A 15,755-nucleotide genomic window follows, 5' to 3' on the forward strand; every position below is an offset into this window, starting at 1 on the left:
ATCGGGACTTCGACATTGCACGCCGCTGCCGGTCCCCGGTCCCGATCATTCCCCGCGGGATTGAAGGTTTGATCCGGGTCCTCATCGCCCTGTTGCTTGCCTGCGTGATGGCTCCGGCCTCCGCGCAGGAGCGCATCCTGCGCCACGACGTCGACGCGCGCATCCTCGCCGACGGCCGGATCGACGTCACCGAACGCATCGAGCTGCGCGCCGAAGGTCGAATCTTCCGGCACGGGCTCGTCCGGGACTTTCCGCTGCGCGGCCGCGGCCTGGATGGCGAGCCGCTTGTCGCCGAGGTGCAGATCCGCGACGTGCTGCGCGACGGCCGCGCGGAACCCTGGCGGGTCGAGCGCGTCGGCGACGTCCTGCGGCTGCACACGGGTGACGCGCGCCACCTGCCGATGCCGTCGCAGCCGGTCTACACCCTCCACTACCGCAGCGCGCGACAGATCGTCTTCGGCGAAACACAGGACGCAGTGACGCTCGCCGCGATGGGCACGGGCCATCAGGTGCCCGTCGAACAGGCCACGGTCTCGCTGACGCTGCCGGCCCCGGTGGAGGTCGGAAGCCTGCGCGCGGAGGGCGTCACCGGAGCGGGAGGACGCGATCTCCACGTCGCCCTGTCGGCCACCGGCCAGGCGCGCTGGACGCTGACGCGGCCATTGCCGGCACATACGGGCCTACGGGTGCGGCTGGCCTTCCCCAAGGGCATCGTCGCGGCACCGGAGCCTCGGCAACAGGCCATCTGGTGGTTGCGCGACCACTCGGGGCTGGTCCTCGCATTGGCAGGATGGCTGGTACTGGCGATCTATTGCGTGCGGCGCTGGCAGCGTGTGCGCCAGCCGCTGGTGTACGGCGTGGTGCCACTGCGCGACGAGCCGCCTGCGGGATTTTCACCGGCGGGGCTGCGCTATATCCGGCGGATGCGCTACGACGCGCGCACCTTCGCCGCCGACCTGCTGGCCAGCGCTGTCGATGACCACCTGCGTCTCCAGCGCACGCCGCAGGGCGCCCGCACCGGTTGGCGGATCGAACGCACGCGTGAAGGTGCGCAGGCGCTGCCGACGCTGGAACAGCGCGCCCTGGTCAGCGCCCTGCTTCCGGAGGCGCGCGACACGGTGGAGCTGCGACGCCATGCGAGCGCGCGCATCGCGCAGGCGTGGAAAGCCCACGAAACGGCGCTGCGCAGGCGCTTCCAGCCGGCACTGTTCCGCGCGCATCGCGGCGCCATCGTCGGCGCCCTCGCGATCGCGGTGGCCTCCGCCGGCCCCGCGCTGTGGTTCTCGCGTCACGCGCCGTCTTTGCCGGCGACCCTGCTCGTCATCGCGTCGATGGCGCCGGTACTGCTTGTACTCGTGATGCTGGTACGGGAACCCACAGCCGAGGGACGCAAACTGCTGGCGCATGCCGAAGGGCTGCGTCGTTCCATGGCCAGCGCGGCGAAGGGTGCCCGCCGTGACGCCGCCGGAGCGACCGCTCCGCTGCTGGACGCGGCGCGCTACGCGCGGCTGTTGCCGTACGCCGTCGCCCTGGATGTGGAAGACGCCTGGACATCGGCCTTCGCCGCGTCGGTGGGTGCGCCGGCAGCGCGCAAAGCGGTGGCCGGCTTCTCCTGGTATCGGGGGATCACCGTCACCGACCTGGGCCGCTTCAGCCGTTCGATGGGCGACAGCCTCAGCGCGCGCCTCGCAGCCGTGGTGCACCCGCGGCGGCGACGCCATGGCGAAACTGGCGGCGCCCGGGCGGCCGGCGAAGACACCGGACAGGCCTGAGCGGCCTTCAGTCCTGCTGCCAGCGCGCCAGGTTCATGTTCCGCGGCGGGGGCTGGCGCGCTCCCGACGCCGGCACGGGCTCGAACGCCAAGGTGCCCTGGCGCCGCAGGCCGTGCCGCGGCCGGTGTTTCCGCACACGGCGAATCCCACAGCACGGGCTCGGCAGTGCCGTGCGGCGCTGGCGGGACGGCGATGGCGTCGACGGCCCGCTGCGCCCGCGCAGCCCCGGCCGGGCGCTCACGACGGTGCGTGGTCGACGATGCGGAGCGCTTTTGGCCGGTAGCGCACCGCTGGGATCCTGCTGCGAGGCGCGCTTCGCCTGGCCGCTGCCGCACTGGAGCGCAGGCGTCGACCACCATCGCAGCCGTATCGTGCGGACGCGCCTGACGGTCCACAGCGTCCCTCGGCCGCTTGCGCCAGCGTCCACATCGATCGCGGACAATAGCCGCCCCACGCGCGACCACGCGCCCGCACTGGATTGCTCATGCTCCGCTGGTTCGAAAACCGCATCGATGCGTTCCCGCCCGCGCGCCCTACCCAGCCGCCGACCACCCTGTTCGCGTTCTGCATGCACTACGTACGTGGCAGCACGCGCTGGCTGCTGATCATGGCCGCGCTCACCGCGGCGATCGCGGTCTCGGAGGTGCTGCTCTACGCCTATGTGGGTTCGCTGGTCGACCGGCTCGGCGCGTCCACGCCCGCCAGCTTCATGAGCGCCGAGGCCGGGCGTCTGGTCGGCATGGCGGTGCTGGTGCTGGTGGCGCTGCCGCTGCTGACCTGGTTCAACGCGATGGTCATCCACCAGACCCTGCTCGGCAATTTCCCGATGCGGATCCGCTGGAACGTGCATCGGTACCTGCTGCGGCAATCGATGAGCTATTTCCAGGAGGAATTCGCCGGGCGCATCGCGACCAAGCTGATGCAGACCTCGCTGGCGGTTCGCGAAACGGTGATCAAGCTGCTCGACGTGGGCAACTACGTCATCGTCTATTTCACCGGCGCGATCATCGTCGCCGCATCGGCGGACTGGCGGATGATGCTGCCCTTCGTCGGGTGGCTGCTCCTCTACTCCGCGTTGATGTGCCGCTTCGTGCCGCGCCTGAGCCACATCTCCGAACGCCAGGCCGACGCCCGCTCGGTGATGACCGGCCGCATCGTCGACAGCTACACCAACATCGCGACGGTCAAGCTGTTCTCGCACTCGCAGCGCGAACAGGGCTATGCGCGCGAGGCGATGGAGGGCTTCCTGGACACCGTGCACAGCCAGATGCGGCTGGTCACGATCGTCAACACCTGCAACTACGCACTCAACATGCTGCTGGTCGCCGGGGTGACGGGCCTGGGCCTGTACTTGTGGATCGACGGCGCGATCAGCACCGGCGCGATCGCAGTGGCCATCGCGCTGGCCCTGCGCATGCTGGGCATGTCGCAATGGATCATGTGGGAACTGTCCGCACTGTTCGAGAACATCGGCACCGTACGCGACGGCATCAACTCGATCTCTCTGGCGCCCACGGTTGAAGATGCGCCAGACGCGGCGCCGTTGCCGCCGATCAAGGGCGACATCCGCTTCGAGCACGTCGACTTCCATTACGGCCAGAACGACCGCAGCGTCATCGAGGACCTCGACCTGCATGTGCGCCCGGGCGAGAAGATCGGCCTGGTCGGCCGCTCGGGCGCCGGCAAGTCGACCCTGGTGAATCTGCTGCTGCGTTTCTACGACCGCGAAGCGGGTGTTATCCGCATCGACGGCATCGACATCGCGACGGTCCAGCAGGATTCGCTGCGCGCGCAGATCGGCATGGTCACCCAGGACACCTCGCTGCTGCACCGCTCGGTGCGCGAGAACATCCTGTATGGCCGTCCCGATGCGACCGAAGCGGAGATGATCGAGGCCGCGCGCCGCGCCGAGGCCCACGATTTCATCCTCGGGCTCAGCGACTCCAAGGGCCGGACCGGCTACGACGCGCATGTCGGCGAGCGCGGGGTCAAGCTCTCCGGCGGCCAGCGCCAGCGCATCGCGATCGCGCGCGTGCTGCTGAAGAACGCGCCGATCCTGGTGCTCGACGAAGCCACGTCGGCGCTGGATTCGGAGGCCGAGGCCGCGATCCAGGAGAACCTCTACCGGCTTATGGAAGGCAAGACGGTGATCGCGATCGCGCACCGGCTCTCGACGATCGCGGCGATGGACCGCCTGGTGGTCATGGACCACGGCCGCATCGTCGAACAGGGCACGCACGAAGCGCTGATCGCCGGTAACGGTGTGTATGCCCAGCTGTGGAAGCGACAGTCGGGCGGTTTCCTCGCCGACGGGGCGGAGGGCTGATCCGGGCGAGCCAACCGGTTCACCGACGGGCGGCGGCGCAGTCGCCGGGACCGGAGATTCCGGAGCACCCCTCACGGCACCTGCAACGTCGGCTCTCTCGTCGGCAGGCGATGGAGCGCGCCAAGGCCCCCTCGACCGCGCGATCCTCTGTTGCAGCGCCGGGGGCACTGCTGCCGCGAGGACGGGCACGTCAGCCCCGGGCGGACAGATGGGCTGCTGGCAGGCGATTCGCCGCCTGCGAGGCTGATGCGCACCGCCGCACGTCACGAAACGCGGCCCCGGGAATGACAGCGCATTCCAGAGCCCGACCCCAACCTCACTCCATGACCGGCGCCTCGGCCTGGTCGTCGGCGGACGGCTCCGCGGCCTCCACAGGCTCGGCCGCGGCACGGGATCGTGCGGTTGCGGGCGACGGCGTGGGTGCGCTGCGCGGCTGGCGAGCGGCCGGGCGCGGTTCGGCCGCCGGTACGTCCAGAATGCGCAGGCGACTGGCGTTGCCCGCCGCGGCGGTCAGTGCATCGACCAGGTCGAATTCCGACAGCGGACTCTCGCTCGGACACTGCCCGTCCGGAAACCCGAACTTGCCTCGCAGCTCGAGGCCGCAGTTCGCCATCTGTTCGACATCACGATCCGGTGCGCTGCAGCTGCTGTCGAACGCGCGGACGTAGGCGTCACGGCGCACCACGAAATCCTCGCCGCACTTGCGCATCAGGCGCAGCCGGTCGAGATCGTCCTGAGCGGGGTTCACGCCGTCAAGGCCATAGAGCTTGAGCTCGTCGGGGGCGAGGATGCGCAGGTTGCGGTTGGGCACGGCCATCATCAGATCGGCCACCGCCGTCGCCGCGCCGTTGCGCTCGAGGTAGTCGCGGACGCGGCCATAGACCGCGCGCAGCTCGCGGTTGAGTTCGGCCCGGGTGGTGGCGCTGGAACTCATGCGGATGATGCGGTGGATGCCGACGCGTCCGCCGATCAGCCGGGTATCGCCACCGGCGAGCAGGAACACGCAGGCGCTGTGGCAGACCGCGCCCTCGCGCACCCAGATCGTCCAGCGGGTCTCGGCGATCACGTCGCCGGCGCGGATCGCTTCCTCGACCATGCCGCCGCTCGAATCGATGTCGAGGACACGCTTGCCGATCGAGAGGTCCTCGGCAACGGCTGCCAACCGCTGGATCAGATGGGTGAACTCCTGGGTGACGCGCCCCTTGAACCGCAGCCGGAACACGCCCCGCTCGGCACAGTCGGCCATCGCCTCGTGCAAGGCGTCCCGATCGAAGTCGGCCAGGACATCACCATCGCCGGTGTTGGCGTAGTCGAGTTCACAGCTGATCGAAGCCGCGCCGGTCGGCAGGGTCATCGGCGACCAGTCCACGCTGGCGGGTCCGGGGTCGGCGACCGGCAATGCCGGGGTCGATGCGACGTCCACCGGCGCGGTACTCAGCGCGCCGCCTTCCTCGGGACTCGCGACCTCGACCGTCTCGACCGGGGGCGCGGCATCCTGGGCACTCCGCTGACACGCGGCCAGTGCAACGCAGGCGAGCAGCAGTGGAACTGTCAGACGCCGGATCGACATCGGCAAAGGGTCCTCGTCAGTGCGGGCGCATCGTCAATGTGCGGATCGGACCAGTCTAGGGGCTGGCTCGAGCGCGGTTGGAATGCCGAATGAACATGCGCGCGCTAACACCGCGCGGCGGCGGCGTTCACGGCTCGGCCAGGACCTCGAGCAGCGCCGGGTGGAACGTGTCCGGCGCCTCGACCTGCGGCGAGTGGCCGAGCGCCGGGAACGCCACCAGCCGCGCCTGCGGGATCGCCTCGGCGGCGCGGCGCCCCAGCAGCGGATAGTCGCCCAGGCGCGCGGCCAGTTCCGGCGCGGCGCGGTTGGCGCCCGGCGCGGTGCGGTCCTTGCCGCCGATCATCAGCACGGTCGGCACGCGCAGGAACGGGAACTCGTGGACGACCGGCTGGGTGAACACCATCTCCGAGGTCTGCGCCTGGTTCCAGGCGACGATCTCCGCATCCGGTCCGGCGTACATGCCCGCCAGCATGTCGACCCAGCGGTCATAGCGCGGCGCCCACTTCCCGTCGTAATAGAACTTCTGCTGATAGGCCTTGATGGCGCCAGCGGTCGTCCTGCGCTCGCCCTCGGCCAGTGCGTCGATCGTCGCGTATGGCACACCTTCGGCCTGCCAGTCCTCGAGCCCGATCGGGTTCACCAGCACCAGCCGGGCCACCGCGTCGGGGTACTGCAGCGCATACCGGGTGGCGAGCATGCCGCCCATCGAATGCCCGATCAGCACCGGCCGCTCGACACCCAGTGCCTCCAGCAGGCTGCGCGTATTGGCCGCGAGCTGGGCGAACGAGAACTGGTAGCCGCGCGGCTTCGACGAACCGCAGAAACCGATCTGGTCGGGCGCGATCACCCGCCAGCCGGCTCCGACCAGCACCTCGATGGTGTCCTCCCAGGTCGGTCCGCAGAAGTTCTTGCCATGCATCAGCACCGCAGTGCGCCCGTTGCCCTGCCCCGGCGGCCGCACGTCCATATAGGCCATCGACAGAGCCTGCCCCTGCGACTCCAGTGCATGGGCCTGCCGTGGGTAGGGGTATTCGAACCCCTGCAGTTCGCCGCCGTAGGACGCGGCCGAGGCGGACGTGGCGGCACCCAGGGCGGCGAACAGAAGGACGGAGGCAGTGGCAAGGCGCATGGCGGAGGATCCGGCAGGGAAATCACTATGGGAACCACGTGCGGGCCCGCGCCCGCGCTGTCGCCAGCTCAACTCTCGGGCACCGTCCACAGGTAGATGCGGGTGCCGTCGATCTCCTGGGTCTGCTCCGGTTCCCACTGGTCCGCCATGTCGAAGGCGTGACTGACGATGCGCGTGCCCGGCCTGAGCTCGGCCAGCAGCTTGGGACGCAGCTTCACGTTGAGGCTCTGCAGCAGGTACAGCGTGACCACGCTGGCCTCGCTGACGTCCTCCTCGAAAAGGTCGGCCTCCTTGAACGTGACCAGGCCGGTGACCCCGGCGGCCTGCGCATTGGCGTTGGCTTCGCGCACGCGCACCGGATTGATGTCGATGCCGACGCCGCGGACGCCGAAGCGCTGGGCAGCAGCGATCGGGATGCGGCCATCGCCGGAGCCCAGGTCGTAGAGGACGTCGCCCTCCTTGACCCGGGCGAGGTTGAGCATGGCGTCGACGACCCGATCGGGCGTTGGCACGTAGATCACGTCGGGCTCGCGCGATGGCCCGCGCGCGCCGCTGGCATGCGCGGAATCGGCCCCGATTGCGCCGGTTACGGGCGGGGAGGCGTTCACCGCGGACGTGGCGTCGGTGGTGCCGGCATTGACGCTCGCGGTCCCGCTGGTGCTGACGGCTGGCTCCGCGCAGCCGACCAGCAGCGCGGCCGGCAGGGCGCATATCGCCAGCACGACCGGAATCTTTTTCGACTTCATCACAGGCTCTCCTCGGAATGCGGATCGGGTTTGAGCAGCAACAGCAGCAGGCCGCCGACAGCGAGCACGCCGACACCCAACAGCGCCCCGCGGCCGGTACAGGCCAGGCTCGAGTACAGCAGGTAAGCGCTGGTCGCGCAGAACAGCAGCGGCAGGACGGGATAGGGCGGCACCCGGAACGGGCGCGGCAAGTGCGGATCGCGGCGGCGCAGCACGAACAGGCCGATGCCGACCAGCAGGAAGAACAGCCAGAACACCGGCGCGGTGTATTCGACCGCCACCTCGAAGCCGTCGCGCGCGAACGCGCCGACGCCCACCAGCGCCAGCGCGAGTACGCCCTGGCTCATGATGGCCGCACGCGGGTGCCGGTGCGCGCATCCCTGCGGCCGATGAAGCCCAGCGCGGAAAAGTACCGCCCGACGGCAAAGACGCTGCGTGCGCCGGTGATGAGGGTCGCGTTCGCCGAGGTCAGCGCCGCCGCGATCACGATCGCACTCATGACCACCGCCCCTGTCGGCCCGAACACGCGCCCCATCAGTTCGGCGGCAACGGCGTTGTGCTGGGCCATGCCGCCCAGCCCCAGCACCTTCAGGTACGCAAGGTCGACCAGTACATACAGGGCCGCGATCACGATCGGGCGGAGGATCAGCACGCGCCGAATCCACCTGCGCGCATCGCGAACCTCGGAGCTGACATAGACCGCCTCGTTCCAGCCGCCATAGGTCAGCAACACGAACACCAGAATCAGGCCGATCGCGCTATCGCCGGCGCTGCCCGGAATAAGCGTCACGTCGCTCGGGGCGAACATCAGCCCGGCGAGGATGATCACCAGCACCCCGACCACCTCACTGGTCGTCAGCCACGTCTGTACCCACGCGCCCTGGCGGGTGCCGATCCAGTTGACCGCAGTCAGCATGACGATCGCCGCGGCCGCGTACAGGGCTGACGCGGCCGGGCCGATGCCGAAGAACTGCGCCAGGCAGTCGCCGACGATGAAGCACAACAACGCGATCGACCGGTCTGGATCACCGACGCGCGCGCGCAGGCGAACACGAACCCCGGTCGCAGGCCGTAGGCGCGACGCAGGTAGTCGTAGTCGCCACCCGCCTGGGGATAGGCGGTCGCGAGCTCGGCGTAGCACAGCGCGCCGATGATCGAGAGCACGCCACCGATGGCCCAGGCCGCGAGCATCACGAACTCGCTCCCCGACGCACCGGCGATCAGCGACGGTGTACGGAAGATCCCGGCACCGATCACGACACCAACGGTGATCGCGAATGCGTCGCGCACCCGGAGGGTGGCGCGCGCGGGTCCAGTGTCGGCCATCACTGGCCGGCGTTTCCGTAAATGCATGAGGCTCCAGACTGGAACGGGCCGGTCGCCGGTGGACGCGCGACTCTGGACTGGCGGGCCGGCCGATTCAAGCATCACGGCATTGCCCGCGGCGTGAACGCGCGACGCGCAACTGCGTCGGCGCAAGCGTCCACGTCGATACATTCGCTCCCACATGGCACCGACGCACTGCAGCCTGCATGCGCCCCCGGGCTTCCGCCCCGTGCGTCACGCAGCCGGCCCGCCGAGCCGGCCATGTCCTCCCATCGACGATGCCCGCGATCCCGTCGGCCTTGGATCGTCTTGATCGCGGCGCGGGCGTCGCATGGCATGCCTCAACCGTCGGCGAAATCCCCGCATTCCGGTCCGATGACGTCGGGCACGACGACCGTGTCGACGCTCGCCTCGTCGCGCATCGCCTCCAGCACGCCGAACAGACTGCGCAGGTCCTGCGCGTTGTGCAGGCCGACGCGGCGCAGCTTGTCGGCGCTGCCGCCGCGCAGGTAATCCAGCCAGGCCGCGGGCGCCTCGCTTCCCGGCAGATCGTCCTCGCGCAGCACGCCGAGCAGTTCGCGCTCGACGGTCGCCAGCCTGCAGTTGACCCAGACGCCGCGATAGCGGCGGCGCACTGGATGCAGCAGGTCCACGTGGCGCAGGTCGATCAGCGGATCGCGCAGCCGCGCCAGGCGATAGCGGGTGGTCAGCAGCGGCCGGTCGTAACTGCGCCCGTTGTAGCTGACCAGCACGGTCTCCGGCCGCAGCCAGGTGGAGAACGTCTTGAGCATTTCGCGTTCGGCGCCGAGCGTGGTGATGCACAGCTGGCGGATGCGCATGCGTCCATCGACGAAATCCGCCGCGCCGATCATGAAGGCCCGAGTGCCGGTGCCGCCGGCCAGCCCGGTGGTTTCGGTGTCGAAAGCGAGCAGATCCGCGCGACGCGCAGGCTCGTGGCGGATGTCATACAACGACAGCGACTCGTCCTCGTGCGGCCAGGCCGCCGTCTGCTCGAGATAGCGCAGGCCCGGCGCGATCTCGTCGCCAGGCAGCGTGCGATCGACCGGAGCGGCAGGTCGCGCCGCGGGCGTCGAGACGCGCAGCTTCATCAGCTTGCGCAACTGCGCGACCACCTGCTCCGGGGAACGCGCGCCATCGGCGCGCGGCCATTGCGCGCGCGGTGCCGGTGTCGGCATCGGCGGCGTCGGGCTTACCGAAGGCAGCACCGTACCCGCCTGACTGCGCAGCAGGCCGAGGCGTTTGGACAGTGCACTCATGCCGGCAGCTGCGGCGCGCGCGCCAGCAATTCGATCACGCGTGCGGCGAGCTGGCGTGGCGTGCGCTCGGCGGCCTCCTCCGCGGCGAGAATGGGGCCGACGCAGGCCGGACAACCGCCGCGGCAACTGCAGGATTGGATCAGCGCAGCGGCCTGCCCGAGCAGTTCGTCGCGACGCTCGTACAAGGGTGACGACAGGCCGACGCCGCCCGGATAGTTGTCGTAGAGGTACAGCGTCGGGGTGAAGCGTCCGATCCCGTCGAAATCCAGCGCCGCGCCGTCACCGTCGCGCAGCTGCCCGCGACCGCGCTGGTCGGCGGTCGCGAACCAGGTGCCATCGCCACTGCCCACGGCCTTCTGCAGGTCGCGGCTTTCGGCCATCACCGCGACCTGCGCGACCAGATGCAATGCGTACGAGGCGCCGAGGAATCCATCGAGCGCTTCATGGCGCGCATCGAAGGCGCGATCCAGCGCCTGCTGCGGCAGCTGCCACCACACCGCGCTCGTATGCAGTTCCTGGTCGGGCAGGTTGACCGGCCCGTAGCCGATGTTCTCGTGGGTGTGGAAGCGGATCTTCTTGTAGCCCGACACGCGCCGCACCACGTGCACCTCGCCCAGATGCGCGCTGCCCTGCCCCGAATCGGCCTGCTCCTCGTCGTCGAGGACTTTCAGCTTGGTGTAGTCGATCGAGTCGGTGTAGTAGTCGACCTGCGTGCGCTGCACGTAGGCCTTGCGGCCTTCCCAGTCCAGTCGCTCCACCTGGAACGGTTCGGACTGCACCATGTGGATCGCGCCTTCGTACAGGGTGAGCGCGGCGGCGGAATAGTCGACCTCGGCGATGATCGTCTGCCGCCCATCGGTGCGGTCGACGACGACGAAATTGCCGTCGGCGACCGAGCGCAGGTTCACCGCCTGGGCGGGATAGCTGTCGGCGATCCATTCCCAGCGATCGCCCTCGTGGTGCAGCACGCCCGATTCGGCCAGCACCTCCAGCCACGGCAGCGGCGCGACGGGCCCGAACATGTCGCCATCGACGAACGGCAGCTCGAATGCCGCGCAGCGGATGTGGTCGAGCAGGATCAGCGGCTGGTCGGGTTCGATCCGCGCATGCTCGGGATTGGCCTCGGCGAAGAACTCCGGGTGCCGCACCACGTACTGGTCCATCGGTTCCGAACTCGCGACCAGCACGCCGACCGACGGTTGCTGCCGGCGCCCGGCGCGACCGAAGCGTTGCCACGTCGCCGAGATGCTGCCCGGGTAGCCGTTGAGCACCACGACATCGAGACTGCCGATGTCGACGCCGAGTTCCAGCGCCGAGGTGCTGACGATGCCGTCGATGCTGCCGGCACGCATCTCGCGCTCGGCGGCGCGGCGCTCGGTCGGCAGATAACCGCCGCGATACGCGCGGATGCGCCTGGGCTTGCGCGGATCGTGGTCGAAGACCTCCTTGAGGTACTTGGTCAGCACCTCGACCATCAGCCGGGTCTGGCAGAACACCAGCGTCTTGAGCCCGGCGCGGATCGCCATGCGCGCGATGCGGTTGGACTGCGAACGCGCCGAGGCGCGCAGACCCAGATCGGGATTGACCACCGGCGGATTCCACAGCAGCACATGCTTGTCGCCGCGCGGCGCGCCGGATTCGAGGATCGACTCCAGCGCGGCGTCGTCCACTTCCACCAGCGCGCGACCGTGCTCGCGGGCATTGCCGATCGTCGCCGAGCACAGGATGAACTGCGGAGTCACGCCGTAGAACGCGCAGACCCGTTTGAGCCGGCGGATCACGTTGGCCACATGCGAGCCGAACACGCCGCGGTAGGTGTGGATCTCGTCGATCACCACGTAGCGCAGGTTCTCGAAGAACTGCGCCCACTTGGTGTGATGCGGCAGGATCGCCTGGTGCAGCATGTCCGGGTTGCTGACCACGATGTCGCCGTTGATGCGGATCGCCTGGCGGGCATCGCCCGGCGTGTCGCCATCGAAGGTCGCCGCGCGCAGGCCCAGCTCGCCGGCCTTGTTGAGTTCCAGCAGTTCGGCCACCTGGTCCTGCGCCAGCGCCTTGGTCGGGAACAGGTACAGCGCCTTGCTGCGCGCGGTGAGCGCCGCCGACAGCACCGGCAGCGTGTAGCACAGCGATTTCCCCGAGGCGGTGGGGGTCGCGACGACCAGATGCCGCCCGGCCTGCGTGGCCGCCCAGGCGTCCGCCTGGTGGAGGTACAGACGCTCGATACCGCGGCTGCGCAGCGCCTGGGCCAGCGCGTCGGGCACGGCGTCGGGGATCGGCGCGTATTCGCCCACCTGCCCCGGCAGCAGCAGCGTGCCGGTCACACGGCCGGGATATTTCGCCGCAAGCCGGGTGGCAAGTGCGCTGCCGCTCGCGGTTTCAGCGGGGCCGACCAGGGCCTGGGAGGGCTTGAGTATCGCGTTCAGGGCCAGCTCCGGCACAGGGGAAATGCCGGCAAGCCTGCCCGCCCGGCGTCTCAGCTTGCGAGACTGGCCGGGGCGCTCCAATGGGACGCTTCACGGTCGGGGCACCGGCCGCTTCCTAGCATCGGGTGCTCCCCCGATTCCCCCAGGAGCACCCCATGCAGAGCCTTGACGGCAAGAAGATCGCCATCCTCTCCACCGACGGATTCGAACAGTCCGAGCTCGAGCAGCCCCTTCAGGCATTGCGCCAGGCCGGCGCCCAGGTCGACGTGATCGCCCCGGGCGATGCCGGTTCGATCAAGGGCTGGGACCAGAAGAACTGGGGCCGGAGCGTCGATGTGGACGTGTCGCTCTCCAAGGCCGACGCTGGCAGCTACGACGCGCTGGTGCTGCCCGGCGGGCAGATGAATCCGGATGTGCTGCGCACCAAGAGCGATGCCGTGGCCTTCGTGCGCGCATTCGGCGAAGCCGGCAAGCCGGTGGCGGCAATCTGCCACGGCCCATGGCTGCTGGTCGAAAGCGGGCTTGCCAAGGGCCGCAAGGTCACCTCGTGGCCATCGGTGAAGACCGATCTGGTCAATGCCGGTGCCCACTGGGAGGATTCCGAAGTCGTCGTCGACGGCAACCTGATCACCAGCCGCAAGCCGGATGATATTCCGGCGTTCAACGCAGCGATCGCCAAGGCCGTCGCGGGCTGAGCCTGCGAGAGCGGAGAACAGGCCCATGACGATCGAACTGCAGACCCTCGGCTGGGCGATCGTCCTGGGCCTCGTCCACATCGGTGTGGCCGCCGCGTTCGCGACCGCGCAGCGCGGCGTGCGCTGGAACGCGGGCAATCGCGATGGGGCCGCGCCACCGCTGACCGGGGCGGCAATCCGGACCGCTGCCGCGAGCCGCAACTTCCTCGAGACGTTTCCGTTCTTCGCCGCCGCAGTACTGGCCCTGGTCGTCGCCGGGCGCAGCAATGCGGAGACCGCATTCGCCGCCCAGCTCTATCTGTGGGCGCGGGTTGCCTATCTGCCCGTGTATGCGATCGGCATTCCCTACCTGCGCAGTGTCATCTGGATCGTCTCGCTGTGGGGCATCGTGCAACTGCTCGTGCCGCTTCTTCGCGCATGAATTCGGTGTGTCCGAGCGATCGCGCCTGAACAGCTGAAACAGTTGCGCAGGGTGTCATCGAAATCGACTCCACGGTTCACGGCGACGAGACGAAAGCGCCCGTAGCCTGCGCGCTCCCAACCCGCAGTACCCCGCAATGAAGCACGATTCCGACAGCACCCTGATGATCTCGCTCGGCCGCAACGGTCGTGCGTCCTATCCCGATCGTCCATGGGAAGAGATCGAACCGGTGCTGCGCCGGATGTGGGAATTCGATGGCCGCCTTCGCGCCTGGCACGACGTCCGCGCCACGGTGCTGGCTGCATGGCGCGCCGGAGAGGACGCCGCCCCGCAGCGTCGCCGGAGCATGGAGCATCGCGCCGCCTGACGTTCGCGTCGCGCTGGGACAGCGGCTGCGTGGTGGCCGCGCAGGGCGTTGCCTTGCAGAGGCCCTCGCCAGAGACCGGCCGGACCAGACGGTCCCATCTCGAGCGTGCGCGACACAGGGGCTCGCCCCGTCGCCTGATTCGTGCGCGGCCGAAATCCATGGGAACGTGCGCCTGGCGCACGCAACGCATCGAATGCCCCCTTGATGTGCGCCCGGTCATCACCCCGGCTTGCCGGCGGCGTGACACTCCCGGGTGCAATGTTGTCGACACCCCACCGCGGAGCCGAACGATGAGCAAGTCCAACCCCACCCGTCCGAATGCACCGGAGGACGAAAAGGCGCTGCGCGACCATGACGATCTCCCGGACACGAGCGGTCCCGTCCTGCTGGATCCCAGATCGGTCGCAGCCATGGACAACATCGGTGTCGACGATCAGGCCGACCTGCTCGACCTGGAACTGGACGAGCAGCTCGGTGATCGTGGCCCGGACGGCCATTCCTTCGCCGACGACGTCCGCAGCGATTCCGGCGTCAATAACGGCGAGCCCCTATGAGGCGAACGGGCGGTGCACGCACCGCCCGTTCCTGCGTAAGAGTCAGACGCGGGGCCGGTAAACCGCCGCGTTGATGCACGCGAAGATGCTGACGACGAACCAGCCGAACGGCAGCAGTGACAGCGTGAGCAGCCAGGTGACCGCAAACGCGATGCACGCGGCAAAGAACCAGAGCAGCGCCGACAGCGGGCGCCCCTGCACCAGCTGGCCAAGGCCGGGAACGAAGAAACTGCAGATTGCGGCAATGACATTGCCGGTCGAACCCTGTGCGCTCATGGCGTGCTCCGTTGGATGATTGACCGGGATCGTGCGCGATCAAGCTGAATGCGTGCGTGAAGGGACGAGAGACCCGCCAGACATGGCGCACCGCCGCACCACCGACGCTATCCGCATGCACGCCTCGAGCGCCCCATCATCAGGTTCTCGCTGAGGGATACGAAGACCAGGTGGCGCACTCTGTCGCCGCACCGACGCTCCGGCCGATGCAGCCGAGGGGGCGTTGGCCCCTGCCCGATCCTCGATGCATTCCACGCGCCGGTGGCCGACTGACCGCTCCACGCTGGCTGCATCCGCGCGGCATGTCGAACGCGGACGCCCTCGTTCGTCGCTCCTGCGAGGCGACGGCAGCCGTCGCCGCCCGCACCGCGACCACCAGGAGTTCGCCATGTCCTACATCGATGGTTTCGTCCTCGCCGTCCCCACCGCCAACCGCCAGAAGTTCATCGAACACGCCGAAACCGGCGATGCCTTCTTCATGGAGTTCGGGGCGATCCGTGTACTCGAATGCTGGGCCGACGACGTGCCAGACGGCAAACTCACCGACTTCCGCAAGGCGGTCCAGGCGCGCGACGACGAGACGGTCGTGTTCTCGTGGATCGAATGGCCGGACAAGTCCACCCGAGACACCGCGTTCGCGAAGATGATGGACGGCAGCGATCCGCGCATGGACCCGGAGCGCAACCCCATGCCGTTCGACGGCAAGCGCATGATCTATGGCGGGTTCCTTCCGGTGGTCGCGCTCGGGGACAGGGGCTGAGGTCAAAGCCCTCGCTTGTTGCGCTTGCGTCGGTCGTCACCTGTCGCGCGTGTGCCGGCGGGGCACTGACCGGCGGCGGTGCCCAGAAAAAAAGGGCGCGCCATCGGCGC

16 protein-coding genes are annotated in these 15,755 nt (G+C 69.0%); 7 read left to right on the forward strand and 9 right to left on the reverse strand.

Annotation, left to right across the window (positions count from 1 at the left end):
• Positions 1-68 precede the first annotated feature (68 nt).
• Together CNR27_RS12945 and CNR27_RS12950 are read left to right on the forward strand one after the other, a co-directional pair.
• Positions 69-1,772 (forward strand): DUF2207 domain-containing protein, encoded by a 1,704-nt coding sequence (locus tag CNR27_RS12945; RefSeq protein WP_157745484.1) that lies wholly within the window; start codon positions 69-71, stop codon positions 1,770-1,772.
• A gap of 484 nt (positions 1,773-2,256) precedes the next feature.
• Positions 2,257-4,098 carry an ABC transporter ATP-binding protein gene (locus CNR27_RS12950; protein ID WP_096299380.1) on the forward strand — a complete coding sequence of 614 codons (1,842 nt, stop codon included), beginning with the start codon at positions 2,257-2,259 and terminating at the stop codon, positions 4,096-4,098.
• Positions 4,099-4,414: 316 nt separating this feature from the next.
• On the opposite strand, the gene CNR27_RS12955 is transcribed toward CNR27_RS12950, so the two are convergent.
• The 8 genes from CNR27_RS12955 to CNR27_RS12980 all read right to left on the reverse strand — a co-directional run bounded on the left by CNR27_RS12955 (position 4,415) and on the right by CNR27_RS12980 (position 12,587).
• The gene (locus CNR27_RS12955; protein WP_096299382.1) at positions 4,415-5,668 is read right to left on the reverse strand and encodes a COG3904 family protein; all 1,254 of its coding nucleotides are present in this window, start codon (positions 5,666-5,668) and stop codon (positions 4,415-4,417) included.
• Positions 5,669-5,795: 127 nt separating this feature from the next.
• Complete coding sequence (locus CNR27_RS12960) at positions 5,796-6,797, reverse strand: alpha/beta fold hydrolase (RefSeq protein ID WP_096299384.1); 1,002 nt, start codon at positions 6,795-6,797, stop codon at positions 5,796-5,798.
• A 68-nt stretch (positions 6,798-6,865) separates the two neighbouring features.
• Positions 6,866-7,543: an SAM-dependent methyltransferase gene (locus tag CNR27_RS12965; RefSeq protein WP_096299385.1), complete on the reverse strand. Its 678-nt coding sequence runs from the start codon at positions 7,541-7,543 to the stop codon at positions 6,866-6,868.
• Complete coding sequence (locus CNR27_RS15575; protein ID WP_199730841.1) at positions 7,543-7,890, reverse strand: APC family permease; 348 nt, start codon at positions 7,888-7,890, stop codon at positions 7,543-7,545. Before CNR27_RS15575 ends, CNR27_RS12965 begins: the two co-directional genes overlap by 1 nt.
• A complete protein-coding gene (locus CNR27_RS15580) occupies positions 7,887-8,549 on the reverse strand; it encodes an APC family permease (protein ID WP_199730840.1) in 663 nt (220 codons plus the stop codon). The genes CNR27_RS15575 and CNR27_RS15580 overlap by 4 nt, the downstream gene beginning before the upstream one ends.
• The gene (locus CNR27_RS15820; RefSeq protein WP_199730839.1) at positions 8,453-8,869 is read right to left on the reverse strand and encodes an APC family permease; all 417 of its coding nucleotides are present in this window, start codon (positions 8,867-8,869) and stop codon (positions 8,453-8,455) included. The genes CNR27_RS15580 and CNR27_RS15820 overlap by 97 nt, the downstream gene beginning before the upstream one ends.
• 341 nt (positions 8,870-9,210) lie before the next feature.
• Positions 9,211-10,146 (reverse strand): ribonuclease H-like domain-containing protein, encoded by a 936-nt coding sequence (locus CNR27_RS12975; RefSeq protein WP_096299387.1) that lies wholly within the window; start codon positions 10,144-10,146, stop codon positions 9,211-9,213.
• Complete coding sequence (locus CNR27_RS12980; protein WP_096299389.1) at positions 10,143-12,587, reverse strand: DEAD/DEAH box helicase; 2,445 nt, start codon at positions 12,585-12,587, stop codon at positions 10,143-10,145. The genes CNR27_RS12975 and CNR27_RS12980 overlap by 4 nt, the downstream gene beginning before the upstream one ends.
• Positions 12,588-12,727: 140 nt before the next feature.
• Between CNR27_RS12980 and CNR27_RS12985 the strand changes: the two genes are divergently transcribed.
• The 4 genes from CNR27_RS12985 (at position 12,728) to CNR27_RS13000 (ending at position 14,609) form a co-directional block, all read left to right on the forward strand.
• Positions 12,728-13,267, forward strand: a complete 540-nt coding sequence (locus tag CNR27_RS12985; RefSeq protein WP_096299391.1) for a type 1 glutamine amidotransferase domain-containing protein — start codon at positions 12,728-12,730, stop codon at positions 13,265-13,267.
• A 25-nt stretch (positions 13,268-13,292) separates the two neighbouring features.
• Positions 13,293-13,688: an MAPEG family protein gene (locus CNR27_RS12990; protein WP_096299393.1), complete on the forward strand. Its 396-nt coding sequence runs from the start codon at positions 13,293-13,295 to the stop codon at positions 13,686-13,688.
• 136 nt (positions 13,689-13,824) lie between these two features.
• Positions 13,825-14,055, forward strand: coding sequence for a hypothetical protein (locus tag CNR27_RS12995; protein WP_096299395.1), 231 nt, complete (start codon positions 13,825-13,827; stop codon positions 14,053-14,055).
• A 290-nt stretch (positions 14,056-14,345) separates the two neighbouring features.
• On the forward strand, positions 14,346-14,609 hold the full coding sequence (locus tag CNR27_RS13000) for a hypothetical protein (RefSeq protein WP_096299397.1): 264 nt from the start codon (positions 14,346-14,348) through the stop codon (positions 14,607-14,609).
• Between the two features lie 42 nt (positions 14,610-14,651).
• Here the strand turns inward: CNR27_RS13000 and CNR27_RS13005 are convergent, their stop codons facing one another.
• The gene (locus CNR27_RS13005) at positions 14,652-14,885 is read right to left on the reverse strand and encodes a hypothetical protein (protein WP_096299399.1); all 234 of its coding nucleotides are present in this window, start codon (positions 14,883-14,885) and stop codon (positions 14,652-14,654) included.
• A gap of 388 nt (positions 14,886-15,273) precedes the next feature.
• Between CNR27_RS13005 and CNR27_RS13010 the strand changes: the two genes are divergently transcribed.
• Entirely contained in the window at positions 15,274-15,645 is a 372-nt protein-coding gene (locus CNR27_RS13010; RefSeq protein ID WP_096300653.1) for a DUF1428 domain-containing protein, read from the forward strand.
• The last annotated feature ends 110 nt before the right edge of the window (positions 15,646-15,755 follow it).

It is taken from the genome of Luteimonas chenhongjianii (genome assembly GCF_002327105.1).
In the GTDB taxonomy this organism is placed as follows: domain Bacteria; phylum Pseudomonadota; class Gammaproteobacteria; order Xanthomonadales; family Xanthomonadaceae; genus Luteimonas; species Luteimonas chenhongjianii.

Coding starts and splice junctions, on each gene's coding strand:
- CNR27_RS12950 (WP_096299380.1), top strand. CDS start 2,257: ATGCTCCGCTGGTTCGAAAACCGCATCGATGCGTTCCCGCCCGCGCGC.
- CNR27_RS12955 (WP_096299382.1), bottom strand. CDS start 5,668: ATGTCGATCCGGCGTCTGACAGTTCCACTGCTGCTCGCCTGCGTTGCA.
- CNR27_RS12960 (WP_096299384.1), bottom strand. CDS start 6,797: ATGCGCCTTGCCACTGCCTCCGTCCTTCTGTTCGCCGCCCTGGGTGCC.
- CNR27_RS12965 (WP_096299385.1), bottom strand. CDS start 7,543: ATGAAGTCGAAAAAGATTCCGGTCGTGCTGGCGATATGCGCCCTGCCG.
- CNR27_RS15575 (WP_199730841.1), bottom strand. CDS start 7,890: ATGAGCCAGGGCGTACTCGCGCTGGCGCTGGTGGGCGTCGGCGCGTTC.
- CNR27_RS15820 (WP_199730839.1), bottom strand. CDS start 8,869: ATGGCCGACACTGGACCCGCGCGCGCCACCCTCCGGGTGCGCGACGCA.
- CNR27_RS12975 (WP_096299387.1), bottom strand. CDS start 10,146: ATGAGTGCACTGTCCAAACGCCTCGGCCTGCTGCGCAGTCAGGCGGGT.
- CNR27_RS12985 (WP_096299391.1), top strand. CDS start 12,728: ATGCAGAGCCTTGACGGCAAGAAGATCGCCATCCTCTCCACCGACGGA.
- CNR27_RS12990 (WP_096299393.1), top strand. CDS start 13,293: ATGACGATCGAACTGCAGACCCTCGGCTGGGCGATCGTCCTGGGCCTC.
- CNR27_RS12995 (WP_096299395.1), top strand. CDS start 13,825: ATGAAGCACGATTCCGACAGCACCCTGATGATCTCGCTCGGCCGCAAC.
- CNR27_RS13000 (WP_096299397.1), top strand. CDS start 14,346: ATGAGCAAGTCCAACCCCACCCGTCCGAATGCACCGGAGGACGAAAAG.
- CNR27_RS13005 (WP_096299399.1), bottom strand. CDS start 14,885: ATGAGCGCACAGGGTTCGACCGGCAATGTCATTGCCGCAATCTGCAGT.
- CNR27_RS13010 (WP_096300653.1), top strand. CDS start 15,274: ATGTCCTACATCGATGGTTTCGTCCTCGCCGTCCCCACCGCCAACCGC.